The organism is Enterococcus sp. DIV0210g, from assembly GCF_050559705.1.
Classification (GTDB): Bacteria; Bacillota; Bacilli; order Lactobacillales; family Enterococcaceae; genus Enterococcus_B; species Enterococcus_B faecalis_A.
Window position 1 is genome coordinate 1,414,893 of the sequence record NZ_CP187903.1, and the last position, 24,633, is coordinate 1,439,525.

Consider the following 24,633-nt stretch of genomic DNA (forward strand, 5'->3'; position numbering starts at 1 on the left):
CAAAACAATGTTGTTTTGCGGTCTTTTATTCAACAAAAAAACAGTCAGAGAAAATTCTCTGACTGTTTTTTTGTTTTAGTCGATTCCGATTTCTTCTTTGACTACTGCTGCGATCTTATCAACATAGTAGTTTACTTTTTCATCGGTTGGCGCTTCTGCCATGACACGAAGCAATGGTTCTGTTCCTGAAGGGCGAACCAAGATTCTTCCTTCACCGTTCATTTCGTGCTCTGTTTCTTCGATCACTTTTTTGATTGCAGGTACATCCATGGCACCATATTTATCTGATACACGGATATTCACTAATTTTTGCGGGTAGATTGTTACTTCTGAAGCAAGTTCAGACAATTTTTTTCCTGTTTGTTTCATTACGTTCAAGAGTTGGATACCTGAAAGCATACCGTCACCTGTTGTATTGAAGTCCAAGAAAATCATGTGCCCTGATTGTTCGCCGCCGAAATTATAATCATTTTTACGCATTTCTTCCACTACATAACGGTCACCAACTTGTGTGATCACGTCTTTCAAGCCAATGCCTTCTACAGCTTTACGGAAGCCAAGGTTACTCATGACTGTTGTAACGATCGTATCTTTTTTCAGACGATTTTTTTCTGCTAAGTATTTCGCGCAAATATACATGATTTTGTCACCGTCGATAATATTACCTAACTCATCAACAGCAATCACTCGGTCACCGTCGCCATCGAAAGCAAGACCTGCATCCGCCCCTTTTTCGACAACCATTTCAGCTAATTTTTCTGGATGAGTTGATCCCACACCATCATTGATGTTCAACCCGTTTGGACTTGTGCCCATTGTATAGAAATCTGTTTCCAGATCCGCGAACAAACGATTGACAGATGTCGCTGTTGCTCCGTTTGCTGCATCGACACAGACGGATAAACCAGATAAGTCGCCATTGATTGTTTGAACTAAAAATTGAGAATATTTCAAAAGACCTTCTGGAAATTCTTCAACCGTTCCTAATCCTTCTGCGGAAGGACGTGGCAGTTCATCTGTTTCTTTATCTAAAAGTGCTTCGATTTCTAATTCTTGGTCATCTACCAATTTAAAACCGTCTGCACCAAAGAATTTGATACCGTTGTCTTGTGCTGGATTATGAGAAGCAGAGATCATAACGCCTGCACTCGCTTTTTGCAATCGTGTCAAATAAGCAACACCTGGTGTAGAGATCACTCCTAGTTGGAAAACTTCGATCCCTACTGAAACTAATCCGGCAATCAATGCACTTTCCAGCATTTGACCGGAGATGCGTGTATCGCGCCCTACTAATACGCGAGGTCGTTTGCCTTCTTCTTCATGTTGGCTTAAAACATAACCGCCGTAACGGCCTAATTTGAATGCTAATTCTGGTGTTAATTCTTTATTTGCTTCTCCGCGGACGCCATCCGTCCCAAAATATTTACCCATAGTTATAAAATGACTCCTTTATCCATTAGTTTGTTGCAGAGGTTCCTTCGCTCGTTGTGTCTGTAGTATCTGTTGCATCCTCCGAGCTTGTTGTTTGGCTAGTTTCTTCTGTTGATCCTGTTTGATTACCAGAAGAAAGTTCGCTTGAAGCGGGCGTTTGCTCTGTTTGTGTAGTTGTGCCGTTCGTCGTCTGGTCGGTTGAACCAGAACGAGTAGTTGTCGTCCCGGAAGTCGTTTCCATGACTGGCGTGATTTCCACATCTACTTTTTGAGGTGAGACGCTCATTCCTTCCTCTACAGGTATTTCAATCGTTCGTGTCGTTGGCCGAGTGATACCTGAAATGTCTACCGGCACCGAAATACTTTCGAGATTTGCCAACTGTTCATTTGTTCCGGTAACAACCGCTTGGATATCCGAGAAACGGAAATCATAGCTTTTGACTCTGTTTCCTGGTGTTCCTTGCTGTACACCGTATAGACGAACTGTTTTAGACGGTCTCTCTACTTGCGCTTGAACATTCACTGTCACCGGATCAGCTACGATACTTAATGATTCGCCCGCGTCATTCAGTGCTTGAACGGGTACTTCTGTATTAAGATCATCATCTGTGATTGCCTTTGCTTCGACTTTCGCGACTACTTTGTCGATTTCACTCAACGTTTTGTCCCCCGTAGTGATTTCCACTTTTTTCGGTGAGACAGTCGGCGAAGTGATTTCGAATCCAGAAGGGGTTGTTTGTGAAGTAAGGATCGGTTCGACGTCAAAGACTTTTGTTACTTTCTTTTCGATCGTCACTGTGATCGTTGAAGGTTCGACCTTCGCAGTGACTGCACTGCTTAGATTTTGGACTTTCAACGCTACTTCATGTGTCCCTTCTGAAAGATCTTTCAAATCTGCCGTTACTCGAAACGTCCGTGTATCTGCATTTGCTTCTGCGTTCAATTGTACTCGGTTCGCACTTGTAAGTTTGACAGTCGCTGCATTTTCAAAGCCGTGGATATAGTATTTATCCGTATCATACAAAGGCTGGATCACTACGTTCGTCACTGTCTGCTCATAAGATTCAGAACCTGACAGTGTATTTCGGACTGTTTGTCCATTGGCATTGAAATAAAGAACTAAACTAAAAAGAAATGCGACAAATCCATAAAAAATGTTTGATTTCTTTTCTTTTGAGATCATTTTTGATCCCCTCCCTTGGTCATACCGTCCAGGAAGGATTGGAGCAGATTTTTTTTGCTTTTTGGTTTTTCTTCAACGATCAGTTCTCTTTTTAAGATCGTTAAATATTCTTCTTGGGATAATCCTGGTATCAAATCATTATTTAATGTGATACTTACATCTCCCGTTTCTTCAGAGACAACGATCGTGATCGCGTCACTGACTTCGCTGACACCCACAGCCGCACGATGACGTGTACCGAATTCTTTAGGGATCAGCATACTTTCAGATAAGGGCAAATATGCGCTAGCCACAGCGATTTTCCCATTTTTGACGATTACCGCTCCATCATGCAGCGGCGTATTGGGAATGAAAATATTGATCAGAAGCTCACCGGTGATATCTGCGTCTAACGCAATCCCAGTCTCAATATATTCATCTAAACCTGTAGTGCGTTCGATCGTGATCAATGCACCGATTTTCCGCTTAGACATATATTGAATGGCTTTATCAAAAGATAGGATCATTTTTTCATCTTCTCGGCGTTCATTTTTCGATTGTTTAAAGAATGAACTTCTGCCAAGATGCTCCAAGCCTCGACGGATCTCAGGTTGAAAAATAACAATCGCTGCGATTACTCCATACGTGATGACTTGGTTCATCAACCAAGACAACGTATGCAGACCAATCAGCTCAGCAGCGATTCGGATGACAATGAAAATCGCTACACCTCTCAACAGCTGGATCGCCTTTGTCCCTCTTAGCAGCTGGATCAGTTTGTAGACTAGATACCAGACGACTAAAATATCAAGTATGTTGACCAAAGAACTCAGAGAGAACAAGTCACCGGAAAACATTTGCTGCCAATAGTCTAAATTGAACAATTCTCCGATTTGAAATGACATAAAAAGCCTCTCTTTTCTTTTGAGATTTCTCTTTTAGTATATCATATGTTGAGAGTTTAAAGGTCTGCCAGACCACTTTTTATGAGAAAAAGTACGTAATTTTCAAGAAAATAACATTTATTTCCAACTCGAAGTTTTACTGGGTTTATTCTTCTGCTGCATTTTTCTCTTTTCGTTTTTTTGCTCTTTCTGCTCTACGGGCTGCTCTGCGGGCTTCTGCTTCAGGGTCCGCTGTTTTTTCTCTTGGTTTTCTTTCAGCTTTTGCCGCAGGAGCTGCTTCTGGTTCTAATTTTGCGCGAATCTTTTCTGCTTCTCCTGCAAGTGCTGCATAGTTATAAAAACGCGTTTTGGCGTCAGAGACTGTTTTCTCAAATAATTGTTTTGCTGCTTCTGGTTGGGTATTTTCCAAAGAAGAGAAACGAACTTGTTTTCTCATGAAATCTGCCATCTCTGAAAAAGCAGGTTTTTTAAAGTCCAGAGACATTGGGGTTTTCCCTTTTTCCCGCAACAATGGATTGTAGCGGTATAAGGACCAATAACCAGAAGATACTGCTTCTTGTGCTTCTTTGATCGATTCGCGCATCCCGCCAAATAATCCGTGTGTGATACATGGTGTATACGCAATGATCAATGATGGTCCAGGGAATTTTTCTGCTTCTTCAAACGCTTTGATCGTCTGCATTTGATTTGCTCCTGAAGCAATCTGGGCAACATAGACATTTCCGTACGTCATAGCCATCATCCCAAGATCTTTTTTCGACGCATATTTTCCGCTGGCAGAGAATTTTGCGATTGCTGATGCCGGGGTTGCTTTCGATGTCTGTCCGCCTGTATTTGAATAAACTTCATTATCCAGGACAAGGATATTCACATCTGCTCCGCTGGCAAGGACATGATCGATACCGCCAAATCCGATATCATATGCCCAGCCATCGCCGCCGATCATCCATTGACTGTTTTTCACAAAAATATCATTTTCTTGATAAATCAGCTGCAGCTCTGGTACATCTGCCATTTCTTGCGCAATCGCTGCTTTTAATTTTGCTGCACGCTGTTGTGTTCCTTCGCTGTCAAAAAGATGTTCTTGCCAATCTTCCATCAATGCACGCAACTCTAAAGAAACTTTTGGTAATACTTGCTGCATTTTTTCTGCTAAAGCTTCTCTTCTTGTTTGGGCAGCTAAAAGCATGCCATAACCGAATTCTGCATTATCTTCTAATAGTGAATTCGACCACGCAGGCCCTTGTCCGCATTCATTCGTCGTATACGGCGATGCCGGCGAAGCACCTCCCCAAATCGAAGAACACCCTGTAGCATTGGCAATCATCATTCGATCTCCAAACATTTGCGTCAATAATTTTACATAAGGCGTTTCGCCGCATCCGGAACAAGCACCAGAAAATTCTAATAGTGGTTGATTGAATTGGGTCGATAAAACAGTATTTTTGCCTTTTACCGGATTTTCTTTTTGTTTCAATGTCATAGCAAAAGCCCAGTTGACTGCTTGTTCTTTTTGTTCCTCGTATGGTTTCATGACCAATGCTTTACCTTTTGCCGGACAAGCTTCGACACATAAACCACAGCCAGTACAATCTTCAATGGAAACTTGGATACGATAGTCTAAACCATCCGCGCCACGCATTTTACGTACGATAAATCCTTCTGGCGCTTCTTCCATTTCTTCTTCATCTGCCAAGAACGGGCGAATAGCTGCATGCGGACAGACAAATGCACATTCATTACACATCGTACAGCGGTCGCTGATCCATTCAGGTACTTCTAAAGCAACCCCGCGTTTTTCAACAGATGCTGTTCCCAGGGGCATTTCACCCGTTGTCATATGGTTTGCTGCCAAAGTGCCAACTGTCAGCTGGTCCCCTTCTTGTGCGTTGATTGGTTCTAAGATCTCTTGGATATATTTATTTGAACGGCGATTGTTTTTCACCGGCATTTCCAATTCTTTCCAATGTTCTGGCACAGAAACTTTATGCAGCAATTCTACTGTTCGGTCGATTGCCTGGATATTTTTCTCTACGATTTTCATTGATTTATGCCCGTAACTTTTCAAGGCTTCTTCTTTTAGAATCGGCAATACTTCTTCAAATGGGATAATGCCTGCAAGTTTGAAAAAGGCCGTTTCCATCGCGGTATTGATCCGTCTTCCTAAACCAACTTCTTGCGCAAGTTTCATGGCGTTGATCGTGTAAAATTGGATATCATTTTCTGCTAAAAAGCGTTTTAACTTGATTGGAAGATGTGTTTCTAGCTGCTGATCGCTCCAAAGCGTATTAAGCAAAAACGTTCCGCCTGGCTTCAACCCTTTTGTCAAATCATAACTATGAAGATACGCCGGCGTATGACAAGCAATAAAATCAGCATGTTCCACCAAATACGGCGATTGAATCGGCGAATCCCCAAAACGCAAATGAGAAACAGTCAATCCGCCAGATTTTTTGGAATCATAATAGAAATAACCTTGTGCATACTTATTTGTATGGTCGCCAATGATTTTGATTGCTGATTTGTTGGCCCCTACTGTTCCATCTGAACCAAATCCCCAAAATTTCGCTTGGTACGTATCTGGATGTGTCAGATCCAACTTTCCTTTTGTTTCTAAAGAAGTATAGGTCACATCGTCAACGATCCCTAAAGTAAATCGTTTTTTCATTGCCGCTTTTTCTTTTCTCAATTCATCATAAACAGCGACGATTTGATCAGGTGTCAGATCTTTTGAGCCCAGCCCATAGCGTCCGCCAATGATCGTCGGACGAACCTCTGCATCATAGATTGCACTTTGCACATCTAATAATAAAGGTTCACCACCCGCTCCAGGTTCTTTGCTGCGATCCAATACCGCAATCGAGCGTACCGTTTGCGGCAATTTTTCCAGTAATGTTTCGATTGGGAATGGCCGATACAAATGAATATTCAAGAACCCCGTTTTTCGACCAGAACGATTGAGATGATCTACTGTCTGCTCGATCGTTTGGGCTGCTGAACCCATTGAGATAATGATTTCTTCTGCATCTTCTGCACCATGATAGGTTACTAAGTCATAATCTGTTCCTCGCAGCTGGTTGATTTCGTCCATATATTTTTTCACGATTTCTGGTACGTTTTGGTAATATGGATTGATTGTTTCTCTTTGCTGGAAATGGATATCTGGATTTTGATTTGTTCCGCTAACTGTCGGGTGGTTAGGATTCATCCCTCTGCGGCGGAATTTTGCTAGTTTTTCCTGATTGATCAATGGTGCTAATTCTGCGTATTCCAGCACTTCGATTTTTTGGATCTCATGACTAGTACGGAACCCGTCAAAAAAGTTCAAAAAAGGCAATTCTGCCTCAATGGATGCAAGATGTGCTACGGGAGCCAAATCCATTACTTCTTGAACACTGCTTTCTGCCAACATGACAAAGCCTGTTTGTCTGGCAGCCATCACGTCACCATGATCGCCAAAGATATTCAACGCATTTGTTGTTACAGCTCGGCTGGCTACATGAAAAACGCTTGGCAGCAGTTCTCCCGCGATTTTGTACATATTTGGAATCATCAAAAGCAGTCCTTGCGACGCTGTATAAGTTGTAGTCAATGCACCTGTTTTCAACGAACCGTGGACGACTCCTGCCGCTCCTGCTTCTGATTGCATCTCAACGACTTTGACAGGCTGGCCAAAAAGATTTTCTTTTCCGGCAGCTGACCATTGATCTACTAGTTCCGCCATCGTTGAACTGGGCGTAATTGGATAGATTGCTGCTAATTCTGTAAATGCGTAAGAGATATACGCTGCAGCAGTATTGCCATCCATTGTCTTCATTTTTCGCATTTTTCATCATCCTTGTTCAGATTTTCTCATTCATTATACCTTAAAAGAACCGTAATTAGTATGTTATTTTACATCAATAAATCCAAAGCAAATTCGATTATTCACTTGTCTTGTTCAAAGGGCAGACTTTATTTATTGCAAACAAAAAACTACCTTTTTCGTCAAAAAATGAGTACAATGAGTACCGAAGAACAAAGGAGGAAACAAAATGGATATTTCAATTATCGATGCTTCAAAAACCAATACAGAATTTGGGATCAAATACGGCGCAGAAGATGCACCGAAAAAAGTGATCGAATTCGTGAACTTGGCATGCCCTTATTCTCGCCAATGGTTTGAAGAATCTTATGAACTGCTTGAACAAGCTGTTGCAGAGGGAAAAGCCCAAAGAGTATTCAAACTCTTCGACAAAGAAAAAGAAAGCTTGCAGCGAGGGAACGTTATGCACCGTTATGTGACAAAAAACGACGGCGCACAAGCAATCAAAGACATCAAAAAAATCTACCAAACACAACCTGATTGGAAACAACTTAGCCTTGCTGAAGTTGCTGAATACGCAGAAAAAATCCTTGGTTTGAAAAAACAAGAACAGTCAGATGCTCAAGAAATCATCGACGAAGCTGCCGCTGCAACGATCCGCTTCGTGCCAACAGTGATTATCGGCGAATCGATTTTCGATGAGTCAATCACTTACGAAGAATTACATCAGCTTGTATTTGATGGCGAATAGCCAGAAATTTTATCTCTAAATAGAAAAAGCAGCAAATCAAGGATTGATCTGCTGCTTTTTTATTATACTTTTATCTGGATCTGACTCTTATATATAACGGCCTGTAATCGTTTCTGATTTTTTCAAACCTTCTGGCGTCCCTTCGAAAAGAATCTGACCGCCTCCTGAACCGCCTTCTGGTCCAAGGTCAACAATCCAGTCTGCGCTTCTGATGACATCTACATTGTGTTCAATCACTACTACAGTATTTCCTTTGTCTACCAGATTATTGATGATCCGGATCACATTTTCGACATCCGACATATGAAGACCCGTCGTCGGCTCATCCAAAATATAAAGATTGCCGTTAGTCTTCAGCTCATTTGCCAGTTTCAAACGTTGTGCTTCCCCACCTGATAAAGTATCCATTGGTTGACCAAGTGTTAAGTAATCAATACCAACCTCTTGCAGATTTCCTAATTTGCGCTGGATATCTTTTTCTTCAAAAAATGCCAGTGCTTCTTCGATCGTCATGTCCATGACTTCCACGATATTCTTGCCGCGGTACAGGTGATGCAGCACATTTGGGTCATATCGCTTACCATTACAGTTGGTGCAAACGACTTCTGACTTGTCCATAAACGAAAGGTTCAACTCGATTACACCAGATCCTCCGCATTCTGGACAGGCGCCTTTGGAATTGTAGCTGAAATACCCAGCATCCATATCATTAGCTTTGCCGAATGCTTTTCGAATACTGTTCATGATCCCAGTATAGGTTGCTGGATTCGATCGTTTATTGGTATGGATCGGATTTTGGTCGATTCGGATCGCTTCTGGAAAATCTTTTGCAAACACCTGATTGACCAAGGTGCTTTTACCGGAACCAGCAACACCGGAAATCACAGTGAACACACCTTTAGGAATTTCCAGAGAGACATTTTTCAGGTTATGCAAGGAACTTTTGCTGCTGCTGAAGGTTTCGTCAAAGGAACGTACTTCTTTTTTCACCGGCAGTTCATGTTTCAAATAATTTCCTGTCAGCGTACCTGAAGTCAATAACCCTTCATAATCACCAGTGTACATGATCTCGCCTCCGCGGCTCCCGGCATGCGGACCTACATCAACGATATAATTTGCTGCTTTGATAACATCTGGATCATGTTCCACCACCAAAACGGTATTTCCTTCATCACGGATTTTCCGCAGCAAATCATTCAGCAAATGGACATCTCTTGGGTGCAGACCAGTACTAGGCTCATCAAAGATATACATCAGATTGGTCAAACTGCTGGCTAACTGTTTGACCATCTTCACCCGCTGCGACTCTCCTCCAGATAAACTGCCTGTTTCCCGTGTCAAAGTCACATAACCTAATCCAATATCGATTAGATCCTGCACTCGTTTTTTGATATTTGCAATAATCGAGTGATTTGAAGGTTCGTCGATCTTTTCTAATACGTCGATCAACAGCGTTAGTTCCATAGCCGTCAAATCATAAATATTGTATCCTTCTATCCGTGAATCTAACACTTCTGCAGCGAACCGCTTCCCTTCACATTCTGGACAAACGCCCATCACTGTGAAATCTTCGAGGATTTTCGCTGATTTTTTCGTTGTTTCTTTTTCTGTGTGTACATGGGTCCGCATAAAGCGTGTCGCAATTCCTTCATACGTCACATTCATGTCACCAGTATCTGCAAGCGTGATTTTTTCTGCTTTCCCATAAACCAAACGCTGATATTCTTCGGGACTGTAATCTTTTATTTTTTTATCAGGGTCAAACATTCCTGTTTCTGCGTACATCTTCCAATACCAAGTACCTGTAGAGAAATTTGGTAGTAAAATAGCGCCTTCGTTCAATGAACGCTCTGCATCGATTGCTGCTTCAAGATTCAATGTCACTGTTTTCCCGATTCCTTGGCATGTTGGACACATTCCTTGCGGGTCGTTAAATGAATAGGCATTGGCATAGCCTAGACTTGGAGTAGCGAAACGAGAGAATAAAATCCGAAATAATGCTTGTATATCGGTAACTGTTCCTAATGTTGAACGTGCATTCCCGCCAAGTTTTTTCTGATTGATCATGATAGCAGTGGATAAATGATTGATTTCATCGATATCCGGTCTGCCGTATTTTGGTAAAAACATTCGGGCAAAACTGCTGAATGTTTCGTTCAACTGTCGTCCTGCTTCTTGTGCAATCGTGTCAAACACGATTGATGATTTTCCGGAACCAGAGACTCCTGTAAAAATCGTGATTTTGTTTTTGGGGATACGCAAATCAATGTTTTTCAGATTATTTTCCCTTGCATGGATCAATTCAATGTATTCTTTCATCGCTTTCTCCTTTTGAAATAGATTAGTAGAATCTTCGGCAAAAGACCCTTGCCGTTAGCAGCCGGAAATTATAGTTTGCCAAAACTCAAAAGAAAAAGCAAGCGTTTTTTCATAAGAACTAAAGTTATTTTATGTATGAAAAAAGGCTGAGGCAAAAGCTGCTCAGCCAATCACAACGCATTTCTGCATTTACGAGACACAGTGATTTTATGTTGAATAATTTTTACTTATTTTTACAACACTGCTTCTTCTCTCAATTTTTCAGCAAATTCATTGATTTTACGGATGCGATGATTGATTCCCGATTTTGAGATCGCACCAGATGGGATCATCTCACCTAATTCCTTCAAACTTACTTCTGGATGCTGCAAGCGCAATTCAGCGATTTCCTGTAATTTTTCAGGCAAGGATTGCAAACCGACTTTCGCTTCGATCAACTCGATATTCTCGATTTGTTTTGAGGCAGCATCAATTGTTTTATTCAAATTCGCCGTTTCGCAATTCACTAAACGATTTACCGAATTTCTCATATCTCTGACGATCCGCACATCTTCAAAACGCAGCATTGAGTTTGTTGCACCGATCAATGTCAGAAAATCAGCAATTTTTTCGGCACCTTTCAGATAAGAGATATATCCGTTCCGGCGCTCCAATGTCCGCGCATGCAGTCCGTAATAATTGAGCATGTCGCAGATATCTTGGTTATGCTGTTCATAGATGGAATAGATTTCTAAATGATAACGGCTGGTCTCTGGATTATTGACTGATCCGGAAGCCATGAACGCACCGCGAAGATAAGAACGCATTTTTTGGGCGTTCCCCATGATTTCTTTTGAAACATGACCATTGAACATCATTCCATCCATGATATCCAAATCAATAAGGACTTTTTTCGTTCCTTGTTTCAACCGAACGATATATACATTGTTCTTTTTCAATTTCATTTTTTTCCTGACGAGAAGCTCGCTTCTGACGTCATAATGATCTTTCAAAAGAGAATAGATACGTCTTGCGATTGCCGCATTTTCTGTTTGGACGTTCAAGATGAACTGCTGATTGACAATTCCTAACGAACCATTCATTCGTAATAAAGCCGCTAGTTCTGCTTTTGCGTGTTCACGATGAACTTCCAAACTTGTTAGTTCTTTTTTGACATCTGCCGCAAATGACATGGTCTATCCTCCCCCTTCCTGCTTTCAATATTTCGCGCCGAATACGAGTTGGAACAATTCAGCTACGACTTTTTCTCCATCGTGGAAAACACCGCCGTCTCTCAGCTGTAAAAAGTCTGTTGAGATGACACGGCAGCCTGCCTCGCGCAAACCAGCAAAATCATGGCCTACCTGAACAAGATATTCATCGTAGATCTCAGGGTCCATATATCCGTCTGGTACTTTTTCTGTATTGACTAGTACAGTATCGATAAAAGGTTTATTCAGATGTTCATTTAACACACGCACATGGTCTGCATCTGTAAAATGTTCTGTCTCGCCTTTTTGCGTCATGATATTGCAGATATAGACAACTTCTGCTTTTGTTTTAACTAATGCTTCACCTACTTCTCGGATAACAAGATTAGGTAAAATACTTGTAAATAGACTTCCTGGTCCTAAAACAACCATATCCGCATCCATGATAGCAGAAACTACTTTTCGGGCTGCTTTCGCTTCCCCTTGATCTGTCGTATTCCGCACGAATACATGGTCGATCGTTTTTCTATCTAAAGCGATTTTGGACTCGCCGATTGCTGTTGTGCCGTCTTTGAAAACAGCATGCAGTGTCAACGGTGTTTCAGAAGAAGGATAAACATGGCCGTCTACGTGCATCATTTTTGACAGCAGCTGGATCGCTTCATACGTACTGCCCCGCATTTCTGAAATGGCCGCAATGATCAGATTTCCGATCGAATGATTGGCAAGAAACTGGTCTTCTTTTTTAAAGCGATATTGAAAGATATCTTCATAAAATTGAGGCATATCTGACAAGGCTACCAAGACATTACGCAAATCTCCTGGTGGCGCCATTTGGATCGATTCACGGATCGTTCCGCTGCTGCCGCCGTCATCTGCAACGGTTACCACAGCTGTGATGTCCGCGCCTTGGTTACGCAGCCCTTTAAGAATGACTGGCAAACCAGTACCGCCGCCCACGACAACGATTTTAGGCTTGCGGATACGGTAAGTTTTCATTTTCACGAACGATTCACCGTCTCTTTCCGCTTATCTTTGTCGCGATGGGTAACATTTGTTTTATATTCTTCCCCAAGCGCTTTAGCTAAACGTTCAGAAAGTGCTACTGACCGGTGTTGTCCGCCCGTACAGCCGATTGCTACTGTCAAGCTGCTTTTTCCTTCTTTTACATACCCGGGAAGGATCGTTTTCAGCAAGTCCAGGAATTTGTCATAAAACAGTCCTGTTTCATCAAATGACATCACATAGTCATAAACGGGTTTATCTAAACCTGTTAATGGACGCAATTCAGGCACATAGTGGGGATTTGGTAAAAAGCGGACATCCATCACGATATCTGCATCGATCGGCAAACCATATTTGAATCCGAAAGAAACAAATTCGATCCGAAAACCTCTGTCTTCTTTTGTTTTGAATATATGATTGATCTTTTCTCTCAATTGGCGAGGAGTCAATTTCGTGGTATCGATCACGACAGAAGCACGCACTTTCAAATCATTTAAGATCGCACGTTCTTTACGGATCCCTTCTGTTACCAATCCATCCATTGCCATTGGGTGTGTACGGCGTGTTTCTTTGTAGCGGGCAACTAATTCTTCATCTGATGCATCGAGGAACAATACCGATGTGTCGATGAAGTCTGTATTTTCGATTTCCACCAGCATATTTTGGATTTCTTCAAAAAATGAACGTGAACGCAAGTCGACGCCTAACGCCATTTTGGTGATTTTTCCTGATTCTTTGATCAATTCCCAGAATTTAGGGATCAATGTAGGGGGCATGTTATCGATACAAAAATAGCCCATATCCTCAAAACTTTGGATGGCTACTGTTTTTCCAGCACCGCTCATCCCTGTGATAATTACTAATTGTAAATTTTCAGCCATTTTATCAAAACTCCTCTCTTGCTCATCACTATTATATCATCCCGGGCGTATCATTGCCAGACTTTTTAGCTCCTTAGCTCATCACTCTGCCCTTTAACGATAACGAAAGGAAAAGGGACTGCGACATATGTCAAACAGCCCCTTTGCTGAACCTTTTCGTTTGTTTTGTTTATTTCACTGCTTTGCGCATCGCTTCTGCCTTTTCAATCGTCCGATCAGCCAAAATCGATTGCGCATCGATGACTGGATAAGGATTTTCTCCAGCAAATTCTTGGATCAACGATAGTTCTGTACAGCCAAGAACGATTTTTTCGCAATCAAGCCGCTCCATTGCTTCTTCCAGGATCTCATAATATAACTCTTTGTTTAAATAGTCATTTTCTTTGATATCATGATAAATCAAATGGTTTACTTTATCTTGCAGAGCTCGATCAGGTTTCACGACTTCAAAATCAAGATTTTTGATCTCTTTTTCGTAAATACCTGCTTTCATGCTTCCTTCTGTTCCTAAAATCGCTACTTTTCCAGTCGTCTTTTGGTAAACCAACTCATTGGCAGCTTCTCTAGGCATATGCAGGATCGGGATCTCTGTTGCTGCTTGAAGCTCATCAAAAAAGTAATGCGCTGTATTGCAAGTCAACACGATGAATTCCGGCTGCAGCAAGTTTTGTTTTTCGATGTCATCCAATAAATAAGGCATTGGATTTTCTTTTTCTGGATCAAGGATATATGCTGTACGGTCAGGAACCGTCGCATGATTGAACAATACGTAGTTCAAATAATCCTGATCTTTCGAAGCCTCTACCCGATGATTGACCAATCGAATAAAACTTTCAGTAGCCATCGTTCCCATGCCGCCTAGGATACTAAAAAAATTCTCCATCTGCTATCCCTCTTTCGTAGAAAAGTATTTTTTAAAGCGAGGAATATAATTGTGGAACATATATTTCATCAATAACCAGCGTTTCATCGACTTGTCATTTTCATAGAAAACAGTTGTTCCAAAACGTCCTTCTTTGATCAAACGTTCCGCAGCTGCTTTGTCTTCGTTGTCACGAGCATATTTTAAAAAGACTTTTTTAGGCACACCCAGCCATAACTTAGCTTTGTCTGTTTGACCTTGACCATATTGCGTTTCTGTAAACGGCTTGCCAAATACACGGTCTTCCGTCACAAAGCGCGCCAAGTTCATCCCATTCAACGTAACGAAGAAACTGCTTCTTCCTTGACGAAGATTGATTTCAAATAATTTATATTCGCCGTCACGCGGATCGTATTTCATATCGAAGTTTGCAAAACCTGTATATTCGATTTTTTCTAAAAAGGCTTTGATTGTTTGATAGATTTTTTCATTATATTCAGGAATGATCACTACGTAGTTCCCGATCGAAGCAGGAGAAGGATCTTCCAATAATGGATGACCTAAGCACATCATTCGTACTTGATGATCCGCATCTACATAGGCATTAAGCACACGCATATTGCTGTCATCACCTGGGATAAAATCTTGCACGATCATTTCGCTTGTATACCCAGCTTCGTAGATTCGACCTAAAATCGTGTCAAACTCTTCTTGGTTGTCGATGATGAAGGCTTTTTTCCGTCCTTCAAAATGAATAGATAAATATTCTACACTGTTCGCTGGTTTCAACGCTACAGGAAAATCGAACGGCAATGCTTGGTCCAGTTTTCCTTCATTCAGCATTTCTTGTCTGACGATCAGTGTTTTTGGATAAGGGAGCCCATATTCTTCACAAATTTCATAAAAGCTTACTTTGTTGATCATTTTTTCGAATAACGTGTAGTCGATGTACGGACAGATAAAGTACTCAGACAGTTCCTCTTTATGCTGAGAAATCAATTCTGCATAGCCGTCTCCGCAAGCAATCAACAAATATTTCTTGCTTTTGTCTGAATATCGTTCTTTTGCCAGACGCAGCATTTCTTGGATAAATACAGGATCTTTGTCAAACCCTGGGATCACTTCTACATTAACGATCTTGCTGTAGCGTGTAGGTGCCAGCTGATCAGAAGCATAAGCTTGGGCTACTTTCCCATAAGCTTCGTTGAATGACCGAGCCATTCCATAAACATTCATATCGCTTCCTAATAAAATAGGAACAAATTCTTCATTACTATTCATCACAATCTCTCACTTATTCATAATCTTCTAGTTACTTAACTATACAAAGAACATCATACCATAAAGAAAAAAGCAATCAAAGGGGACTCCTCCGATTGCTCAATTCTTTTTTGAACGGATTGAACTTATAGGAAGTCTCTATCTATACCAAAGGAGTAAAAATAGAACTGCCATGTCCATATTCTAGAAGATACCTTTTAAAAAAACAAGCAAATTACGTCTCTTTAACTAATTTTAAACAAATAGCGACATTTATCTGCGTTCACGCAACATTACTTCATTATTTTCTTTAAGTATTTTCCTGTATAGCTTTCAGGGACTTTGATAATCTCTTCCGGCGTTCCTTCAGCAATGATCATGCCGCCGCCTTCTCCGCCTTCAGGACCTAAATCAATGATATGATCCGCTGTTTTGATAACATCCAAATTGTGTTCAATAACAAGGACAGTGTTCCCAGCATCGACTAAACGCTGCAAGACTTCCAACAAACGAGCAATATCATCTGTATGCAGACCAGTCGTTGGTTCATCTAAGATATAGAAGTTTTTCCCATTCGACAATTTATGCAGTTCGCTCGCTAATTTCATCCGCTGCGCTTCACCGCCGGATAAAGTCGTTGCCGGCTGCCCCATTGTGATATAGCCTAAACCAACATCAACGATCGTTTGCAATTTGCGGCGGATCTTAGGGATTGGTTCAAAGAATACCACAGCGTCTTCGACAGTCATTTCTAAAATGTCTGCGATGCTCTTTCCTTTATAATGGACTTCTAACGTTTCTGAATTATAGCGTTTGCCATGACAAACTTCACAAGGAACATAGACATCTGGAAGAAAATGCATCTCGATTTTGATGATTCCATCTCCGCGGCAAGCTTCACAGCGTCCGCCTTTGACGTTGAAACTGAAACGTCCTTTTTTGTATCCTCTCATCTTCGCTTCATTTGTTTGCGCAAAGAGGTCGCGAATATCATCGAACACACTTGTATAGGTAGCAGGGTTGCTTCGCGGTGTTCTTCCGATCGGACTTTGGTCGATGTCGATGATTTTTTCAATCGAATCATACCCCGATATTTTTTTGAATTTCCCTGGTTTTGCTGAATTGTGGTTCAGTTTTTGCGCCAAAGCTTTTTTCAAGATTTGGTTCACTAATGTACTTTTTCCTGAACCAGAAACGCCTGTGACTGCTACGAATTCACCCAAAGGAATCGAAACAGAAACATTTTTCAGGTTATTTTCGGCTGCACCAGTGATTTTGATTGCTTCCCCGTTTCCTTGACGGCGCGTTTCAGGTACTGGGATCACTTTTTTACCAGATAAATATTGTCCAGTCAATGAGTTTTCGTCTGCTGCTACTTCTTCTGGTGTACCAGCTGCAACGATTTGTCCCCCTTGATGACCTGCACCAGGACCCACATCGATCAAATAATCCGCTGCACGCATCGTATCTTCATCATGCTCTACAACAATCAACGTGTTGCCAAGGTCGCGCATTTTTTTCAACGAGCCAATCAAACGATCATTGTCACGCTGATGAAGGCCAATTGACGGTTCATCTAAGATATAAAGAACACCAGAAAGATTTGAACCGATTTGCGTAGCCAAACGAATCCGCTGTGCTTCACCACCAGACAATGTACCAGAAGCACGGCTCAATGTCAGATAGTCCAACCCAACGTTTTCTAAGAAGTTCAAACGATCGTTGACTTCTTTCAAAATCGGACGGGCAATCACTTTTTCTTGTTCGGATAATTCTACTTCAGAGAAGAAACGAACAGCTTTTTGGATCGGTAATTCGCTCACTTCGCCAATATTCGTGCCATTGATTTTCACAGAAAGTGCTTGCGGATTCAAACGGAACCCATGACACGTTTGACACGTCAATTCCGTCATATAAAGACGCATTTGGTCTCTGGTAAAATCACTGTTTGTTTCACGGTAGCGTCTTGCGATATTCGTCAAAACACCTTCAAAAGGCACTTCCACGTCACGGACACCGCCAAAATCATTTTCATAATGGAAATGGAAGCTTTCACCATTTGAGCCATTCAAAACGATTTCCTGATGTTCTTCTGGCAATGCATCAAAAGGTGTATCCATATCGATCCCGAAACTTTCGCAAGCTTGTGCAAGCATTTGCGGATAATATTGCGAGCTGATTGGATTCCAAGGAACGATTGCTCCCTCGCGTAATGTTTTTTCTTTGTCAGGAATTACTAAATCCGGATCGACTTCCAATTTCAAACCTAATCCATCACAATCTGGACAAGCTCCAAATGGCGCATTGAATGAAAAAAGCCGCGGTTCTAATTCACCGACTGTAAACCCGCAATAAGGGCATGCATAATGTTCGCTGAACAGCATTTCTTCTTCACCAATGACATCCACGATCGCATAGCCTTCAGCTAAACGCAACGCAGCTTCGAAAGAATCGAACAAACGTGAACGAACGCCATCTTTTACAATGATTCGGTCAACAACGATTGCAATATCATGTTTCTTATTTTTCTCTAATTCTGGCACTTCGCTTAAATCATAGACCTCGCCGTCAACACGAACCCGAACATATCCTTCACGTTGGATACGTTCGAATACTTTTTTGTGCTGCCCTTTTTTCTTTGAAACGATTGGTGCTAAAATTTGGATTTTTGTCCGCTCCGGCAATTCCAATACTTTATCGACCATTTGTTCCACAGACTGGCTTGTGATTTCGATATGATCATTTGGACAAATTGGATGTCCCACTCGTGCAAACAACAAGCGAAGGTAATCATTGATCTCTGTTACCGTACCGACTGTTGAACGGGGATTTTTGCTGGTCGTTTTTTGATCAATGGAAATCGCAGGGCTTAATCCGTCGATACTGTCGACATCTGGTTTATCCATTTGACCTAAAAATTGGCGTGCATACGCAGAAAGACTTTCGACATAACGTCTTTGTCCTTCTGCATATAGCGTATCAAATGCCAATGAACTTTTTCCTGAACCAGAAAGACCAGTGACGACCACAAACTGATCGCGGGGAATCGTCACGTCTACATTTTTCAAATTATGCGCGCGAGCGCCATGAATCGTAATTTTATCGTTAGCCATTCCTAACCTCCTATTTTGCTGCTTTTAATTCTAAAATGGTATCACGCAGCGTTGCCGCTGTTTCGAAATCCAATGCTTTGGCAGCTTCTCGCATTTCTTTTTCCATATTCATCAGCAGCAATTCTTTCTCTTCTTTAGACATATCTTCATAAGACTCTTGAAGAGAGGTATCTGTTTCTTTATCCGCCTCTTTGGTGATCGAGATCAAATCACGGATTTCTTTGATAATCGTTTTCGGAACGATTCCATGTTCTTCATTGTATTTTTCTTGGATGGCACGACGTCTTGAAGTTTCTTCCATCGCCAAGCGCATTGAATCAGTCATTCTGTCGGCATACATGATTACTTTACCTTCTGAATTTCGGGCAGCCCGGCCAATTGTTTGGACTAAGGAACGCTCACTTCGCAAAAATCCTTCTTTGTCGGCATCTAAAATCGCAACTAACGATACCTCAGGAACATCCAATCCTTCACGAAGCAAGTTGATCCCTACTAAAACGTCGAATTCTCCTAAACGCAGATCACGAATGATCTCTGTCCGTTCTAACGTTTTGATATCACTGTGGAGATATTTGACTTTGATTCCTAATTCTTTGAAGTAATCAGTCAAGTCTTCAGACATTTTTTTCGTCAAAGTCGTGACAAATACACGCTGATTTTTTTCGATACGGTCGTTGATTTCACCTACCAAGTCATCGATTTGTCCCATGATCGGACGTACCTCGATGATTGGATCTAACAATCCTGTTGGTCGAATGATTTGTTGGATCACTGTATCTGTTTGAGTGTTCTCATAATCACCCGGTGTCGCTGAGACATAAATGATTTGATTGACATGCTGTTCAAACTCTTCCAAACGCAGCGGACGGTTATCTAGTGCAGACGGCAAACGGAACCCGTAATCGACAAGCATTTGTTTTCGTGCGCGGTCGCCATTGTACATTCCGCGGATCTGCGGCATCGTCACATGGGATTCATCCACGACAAGCAGATAATCTTCCGGGAAGAAGTCCAGCAATGTATACGGCGGCTCTCCTTCTTTTCGACCATCCATATGACGAGAATAGTTTTCGATCCCAGAGGTATAACCCATTTCCAACATCATTTCTATATCATAATTGGTCCGTTGTTCTAAACGCTGTGCTTCCAATAATTTCTCTTCGCTGCGCAAAATCTTCAAACGCATCTCCAGCTCTGCTTTGATATTAGCTACAGCATGTTCCATGTTGTTCTCATCTGTAACAAAGTGAGTTGCCGGGAAAATCGCTACATGTTCTGTTTCACCTAACACTTCCCCTGTTAACGCATCTACTTCACGGATACGTTCCACTTCATCGCCAAAAAATTCAACACGCAACGCACGCTCATCGCGAGAAGCAGGGAAAATCTCCACCACATCTCCTCGTACACGGAAACGTCCTCGTTGGAAATCGATGTCATTTCGTTCAAATTGGATATTGACTAGATCGCGGATCAATTGGCTTCGATCAAGTTCTGCTCCTTTTCGAATGGAAACAACTTTCTTTTGATATTCCATCGGCGAGCCCAAACCAAAGATACACGAAACAGAGGCAACAACAATCACATCATTTCGTTCTAGTAATGAACTTGTAGCTGAATGTCGCAGTTTATCGATTTCATCATTGATACTTGAATCTTTTTCGATATACGTATCGCTAGAAGGCACATACGCTTCTGGCTGATAATAATCATAATAAGAAACAAAGTATTCGACGGCATTATTAGGAAAGAATTCTTTAAATTCTCCATATAATTGTCCTGCGAGTGTCTTATTATGAGCAATAATCAATGTCGGTTTATTTACTTCTTTGATAACATTTGAAATCGTGTACGTTTTCCCCGTACCGGTCGCACCTAACAAAATCTGCGCTTTCTTTTTCTCTTCGATGCCTTCGACCAATTGCGCAATGGCTTGCGGCTGATCGCCAGATGGCTGGTACTTCGAAACTAATTCAAATTGTCGGGAGGTATCTCTCTCGATCATCCTGCATCCTCCTTATCGTTTATCAAGCTTTGAGCAGACAAGTCTATGTCGCAAAGACCACGGACGAAAAAACGAAAAATGATCATTTCTTCCATCTTCCGTTCTTCTCCCCGCAAAAACTGCGCACTTTTCTACTATTATAGAAGCCAGCTGAACAAGTAGTTTTCAGTCATGGCATTTATATCAAATTATACCACACCGAACATACTTTCGCCAGTTCTTTGTACTCTTATATACTTATGTTATGTTTTGTGACATCAAATGTAACATTCTGAGAACTTTTTTCTTTTTTCGTTTAAAGAAACTTGTCTATTCAACAGAGTATCCCCTATAATAATAAAATATTGGAAATATTAGGAGGTTAATTATGAAAAGGAACCATTTGTTTTACTCATTGATTTTCATAATGACAGGACTTGTGACATTTGCTTTCAGCAGCCCGGCACAAGCGGAAAATACAACGGCAAGTTCAGCCGCAGGCGAGACGATGAAACAAATCGAGCCTAAAAAAGATAAATATGTCATCGCCAGCGACTCTGCTTTCGCACCTTTCGAATTTCAGAATGCGCAAGGCGAATATGTAGGAATCGATGTTGACTTGATGGAAGAAATCGCAAAACTCCAAGGATTCAATATCCAAATGGACTTCCGCGGTTTCTCAGCAGCGCTCCAAGCGTTAGAATCTGGTCAAGCAGACGGAATGATCGCCGGAATGACGGTCACTGACGAAAGAAAGAAAAGCTATGATTTCTCTGACCCTTACTTCGACAGCGGGATTCAAATCGGTGTCAAAAAAGACGATACTTCCGTTAAGTCTTATGAAGATCTCGATGGAAAAACAGTCGGTGCAAAAGTTGGTACAGAAAGTGCAGATTTCTTAACAGCAAATGCAGATAAATACGGCTTCAACGTCAAATTCTTCGATGCAGCTGATCAGCTTTACGATAGCTTGCGAGTGGGCGCTATCGACGCATTGATGGATGATTATCCCGTGATCGGTTACGCAATCAAACAAGGGCAAGAAATTGCTACCCCTATCGCAAAAGAATCTGGCGGACAATATGCGTTCGCTGTCAAAAAAGGTCAAAATCCTGAACTGCTTCAAATGTTCAATGAAGGTTTGAAAGAATTAAAACGCACAGGCGCTTATGATGAAATCATCAACCGCTACATCAGCACGGACGACAGCCCAGCTCAAAACGAAGATCAGCCAGATGAGTCGTCGATTATCGGCTTGATCAAAAATAACTATCGCGCGCTATTAAATGGTTTATGGCAAACAATCGTCCTTTCGATCGTTTCCTTTGCTTTAGCAATCGTGATCGGTGTGATTTTCGGTTTATTCAGCGTATCACCTGTCCGTGCATTGCGTACATTAGCTACTATTTACGTTGACGTGATTCGTGGTATCCCGATGATGGTACTTGCTTTCTTTATTTTCTTCGGATTGCCAGGAATCGTCGGTTTTACTATTCCAGACTTTACTGCCGGAATCATCACATTGACACTAAATGCCAGCGCCTATATCGCTGAAATCGTCCGAGGCGGTATCAAAGCCGTGCCAGTCGGACAAATGGAAGCTTCCAGAAGTTTAGGACTTTCTTATAATCGGACGATGCAAAAAATCATTTTACCGCAAGCAACAAAAATCATGCTTCCTTCATTTGTTAACCAATTCGTTATCTCATTGAAAGATACAACGATCATCTCAGCAATCGGTGTGGTCGAATTGCTTCAAGCAGGAAGAATCATCGTCGCAAGAACAACACAAAGTACGTATGTTTACTTGATCATCGCAGTGATGTATTTGATTTTGATCACAGCATTGACGAAATTAGCAAAAGTTTTAGAAAAGAAGGTGAAATAACATGGCTGAAAAAATCTTAGTCGAACATCTTGTAAAAAAATACGGAGAGAACACTGTATTAAACGACATCAATACTTCAATCAACGAAGGCGATGTTATTTGCGTCATCGGTCCTTCTGGTTCTGGAAAAAGTACCTTTTTACGCTGCTTGAACCGCTTGGAAGAACCTTCTTCCGGCGATATCATCATCGACGGCGCCCACTTGATGGACAAAAACACAGACATCAACTTAACAAGACAGCATATCGGAATGGTGTTCCAACACTTCAATCTCTTCCCTCACCTGTCTGTTTTAGAAAACATCATCTTAGCACCTATGGATCTTAAAAAGACACCACGTGCTGAAGCAGAACAAATGGCTGTCAAATTACTGGAAACAGTTGGCTTAGCCGATAAAAAAGACATGTATCCTGATAACTTGTCTGGGGGACAAAAACAGCGTGTCGCTATCGCTCGCGCACTTGCGATGAACCCTGATATCATGTTGTTCGATGAACCAACTTCTGCGCTTGATCCAGAAATGGTCGGCGACGTATTGAACGTTATGAAAAAGTTAGCAAAACAAGGAATGACGATGATCATCGTTACCCACGAAATGGGCTTCGCGAAAGAAGTTGCAAACCGTGTCATGTTTATCGATGGCGGAAACTTCCTTGAAGACGGAACACCTGAAGAAGTCTTCAACAATCCGCAAAACGATCGTACAAAAGACTTCTTAGATAAAGTATTAAATATCTGAGAGCTTACAAAAACCCAGCCATCCAATCTAAGTGATTGGATGGCTGGGTTTCTTTTATTTACGTTTTTTTCCGCCGCTGAAAGCATCTTTGACTTTATCAAAAAAACCTTCTTCTTGCTGTTCGCTGACTGTTTGTCCGCCAGCTTCTGCAAATTTACGCAACGCTTCTCTTTGTTCATCATTTAAGTTTTTCGGTGTGATCAATTTCACTTTGACATGCTGATCCCCTGTTGATCCGCCTCTTAAGCGTGGGGCACCTTTTCCGCGTAATCGGAAGTTCGTACCTGTTTGTGTACCAGCAGGAATCTTCAATTTCACATCACCATGCACAGTAGGCACTTGGACTTCATCGCCAAGAGCTGCTTGAACAAAGCTTAACGGCAATTCATAATAGATCTCTGAACCGTCTCTGTCGAAGATATCGCTATCTTCTACACGGAAGACAACATATAGATCGCCATAAGGTCCGCCGTTCGTGCCGGCTTCTCCTTGGTTTGCCAAACGCATTTGTTGGCCTTCTTCCACACCTGCAGGAACATTTACTTTCACTGTATGTGCTTTTTTCTCATGGCCAGAACCATGACAAGTTGGACAAGGGTCTTTGATTTCTTTCCCTGTTCCATGACAAACATCACATGTTTGACGACTCATCATACGACCAAGCGGTGTTTGTCTTTCAACATTTATTGATCCTGATCCATGACATTTATGACATGTCACTGGTTCTGTACCAGATTTCGCGCCGTTCCCGCCGCAAGTATGACAAACTTCTTCACGATTGTATTTGATTTCTTTTTCGACACCAAAAATCGCTTCTTCAAAGCTCAAATCGATTGTATACTGCAAGTCCGCACCTTGTCTTGGGGCATTTGGATCAACAGAACGACCGCCGCCGCCAAAGAAAGAATCGAAAATATCTTCGAAACCGCCAAAGCCGCCGCCAGAAAAACCGCCGTTGAAGCCGCCAAAACCGCCTGCTCCGCCGCCATAATTTGGATCTGTCCCTGCATGACCATATTGATCATACGCAGCACGCTTTTGCGCGTCACTTAAAATTTCATAAGCTTCTGATACTTCTTTGAACTTTTCTTCAGCATCAGGTTCTTGGTTGATATCAGGATGGTATTTTTTTGAAAGTTTGCGATAAGCTTTTTTTATCTCATCGTCTGAAGCCCCTTTTGAGATTCCTAAGACTTCATAATAATCACGTTTCGTTGCCATAGGCGTTCCTCCTATTGGTTCATGTGCGTTCGCCGCATCGTTTGTAATCATATCACATTTTCACAGCCGTGACAAAAACAGATTTACTAAAACAGCCGCACGTCTATTCGTTTTTAA

General features: G+C 41.7%; 16 protein-coding genes. 3 read left to right on the forward strand and 13 right to left on the reverse strand.

Features of this window, described 5'->3' with window-relative positions:
- Positions 1-75: 75 nt before the first annotated feature.
- The 4 genes from glmM to nifJ form a co-directional block, all read right to left on the reverse strand.
- Entirely contained in the window at positions 76-1,431 is a 1,356-nt protein-coding gene (gene glmM, locus IGI64_RS06900) for a phosphoglucosamine mutase (protein WP_429939987.1), read from the reverse strand.
- 25 nt (positions 1,432-1,456) lie between these two features.
- Complete coding sequence (locus IGI64_RS06905; RefSeq protein ID WP_429939988.1) at positions 1,457-2,614, reverse strand: CdaR family protein; 1,158 nt, start codon at positions 2,612-2,614, stop codon at positions 1,457-1,459.
- Positions 2,611-3,498 carry a diadenylate cyclase CdaA gene (gene cdaA / locus IGI64_RS06910; protein WP_016624733.1) on the reverse strand — a complete coding sequence of 296 codons (888 nt, stop codon included), beginning with the start codon at positions 3,496-3,498 and terminating at the stop codon, positions 2,611-2,613. Before cdaA ends, IGI64_RS06905 begins: the two co-directional genes overlap by 4 nt.
- 145 nt (positions 3,499-3,643) lie before the next feature.
- On the reverse strand, positions 3,644-7,324 hold the full coding sequence (gene nifJ / locus IGI64_RS06915) for a pyruvate:ferredoxin (flavodoxin) oxidoreductase (RefSeq protein WP_429939989.1): 3,681 nt from the start codon (positions 7,322-7,324) through the stop codon (positions 3,644-3,646).
- Between the two features lie 208 nt (positions 7,325-7,532).
- Here nifJ and IGI64_RS06920 point away from each other — a divergent pair, with 208 nt between their 5' ends.
- Positions 7,533-8,054 carry a thioredoxin domain-containing protein gene (locus tag IGI64_RS06920; protein WP_429939990.1) on the forward strand — a complete coding sequence of 174 codons (522 nt, stop codon included), beginning with the start codon at positions 7,533-7,535 and terminating at the stop codon, positions 8,052-8,054.
- Between the two features lie 87 nt (positions 8,055-8,141).
- Here IGI64_RS06920 and IGI64_RS06925 read toward each other — a convergent pair whose 3' ends face one another.
- From IGI64_RS06925 to uvrB, 8 genes are all read right to left on the reverse strand, one after another.
- Entirely contained in the window at positions 8,142-10,373 is a 2,232-nt protein-coding gene (locus IGI64_RS06925) for an ATP-binding cassette domain-containing protein (protein WP_429939991.1), read from the reverse strand.
- 233 nt (positions 10,374-10,606) lie between these two features.
- Complete coding sequence (gene whiA / locus IGI64_RS06930) at positions 10,607-11,545, reverse strand: DNA-binding protein WhiA (RefSeq protein ID WP_429939992.1); 939 nt, start codon at positions 11,543-11,545, stop codon at positions 10,607-10,609.
- Positions 11,546-11,569: 24 nt separating this feature from the next.
- Positions 11,570-12,568 carry a gluconeogenesis factor YvcK family protein gene (locus tag IGI64_RS06935; RefSeq protein ID WP_429939993.1) on the reverse strand — a complete coding sequence of 333 codons (999 nt, stop codon included), beginning with the start codon at positions 12,566-12,568 and terminating at the stop codon, positions 11,570-11,572.
- A complete protein-coding gene (gene rapZ, locus IGI64_RS06940; RefSeq protein ID WP_429939994.1) occupies positions 12,565-13,449 on the reverse strand; it encodes an RNase adapter RapZ in 885 nt (294 codons plus the stop codon). Before rapZ ends, IGI64_RS06935 begins: the two co-directional genes overlap by 4 nt.
- Positions 13,450-13,618: 169 nt before the next feature.
- Complete coding sequence (locus IGI64_RS06945; RefSeq protein ID WP_429939995.1) at positions 13,619-14,332, reverse strand: amino acid racemase; 714 nt, start codon at positions 14,330-14,332, stop codon at positions 13,619-13,621.
- 3 nt (positions 14,333-14,335) lie between these two features.
- Complete coding sequence (locus tag IGI64_RS06950; protein WP_429939996.1) at positions 14,336-15,595, reverse strand: D-aspartate ligase; 1,260 nt, start codon at positions 15,593-15,595, stop codon at positions 14,336-14,338.
- A gap of 269 nt (positions 15,596-15,864) precedes the next feature.
- Complete coding sequence (gene uvrA / locus IGI64_RS06955) at positions 15,865-18,684, reverse strand: excinuclease ABC subunit UvrA (protein WP_429939997.1); 2,820 nt, start codon at positions 18,682-18,684, stop codon at positions 15,865-15,867.
- Positions 18,685-18,694: 10 nt separating this feature from the next.
- Positions 18,695-20,689, reverse strand: a complete 1,995-nt coding sequence (gene uvrB / locus IGI64_RS06960; protein WP_016624723.1) for an excinuclease ABC subunit UvrB — start codon at positions 20,687-20,689, stop codon at positions 18,695-18,697.
- A 367-nt stretch (positions 20,690-21,056) separates the two neighbouring features.
- Here uvrB and IGI64_RS06965 point away from each other — a divergent pair, with 367 nt between their 5' ends.
- Together IGI64_RS06965 and IGI64_RS06970 are read left to right on the forward strand one after the other, a co-directional pair.
- On the forward strand, positions 21,057-22,556 hold the full coding sequence (locus tag IGI64_RS06965; protein ID WP_429939998.1) for an amino acid ABC transporter substrate-binding protein/permease: 1,500 nt from the start codon (positions 21,057-21,059) through the stop codon (positions 22,554-22,556).
- Between the two features lies 1 nt (position 22,557).
- Complete coding sequence (locus IGI64_RS06970; protein ID WP_016624720.1) at positions 22,558-23,295, forward strand: amino acid ABC transporter ATP-binding protein; 738 nt, start codon at positions 22,558-22,560, stop codon at positions 23,293-23,295.
- A gap of 54 nt (positions 23,296-23,349) precedes the next feature.
- On the opposite strand, the gene dnaJ is transcribed toward IGI64_RS06970, so the two are convergent.
- On the reverse strand, positions 23,350-24,516 hold the full coding sequence (dnaJ, locus tag IGI64_RS06975; RefSeq protein ID WP_429939999.1) for a molecular chaperone DnaJ: 1,167 nt from the start codon (positions 24,514-24,516) through the stop codon (positions 23,350-23,352).
- Between the last annotated feature and the right edge of the window lie 117 nt (positions 24,517-24,633).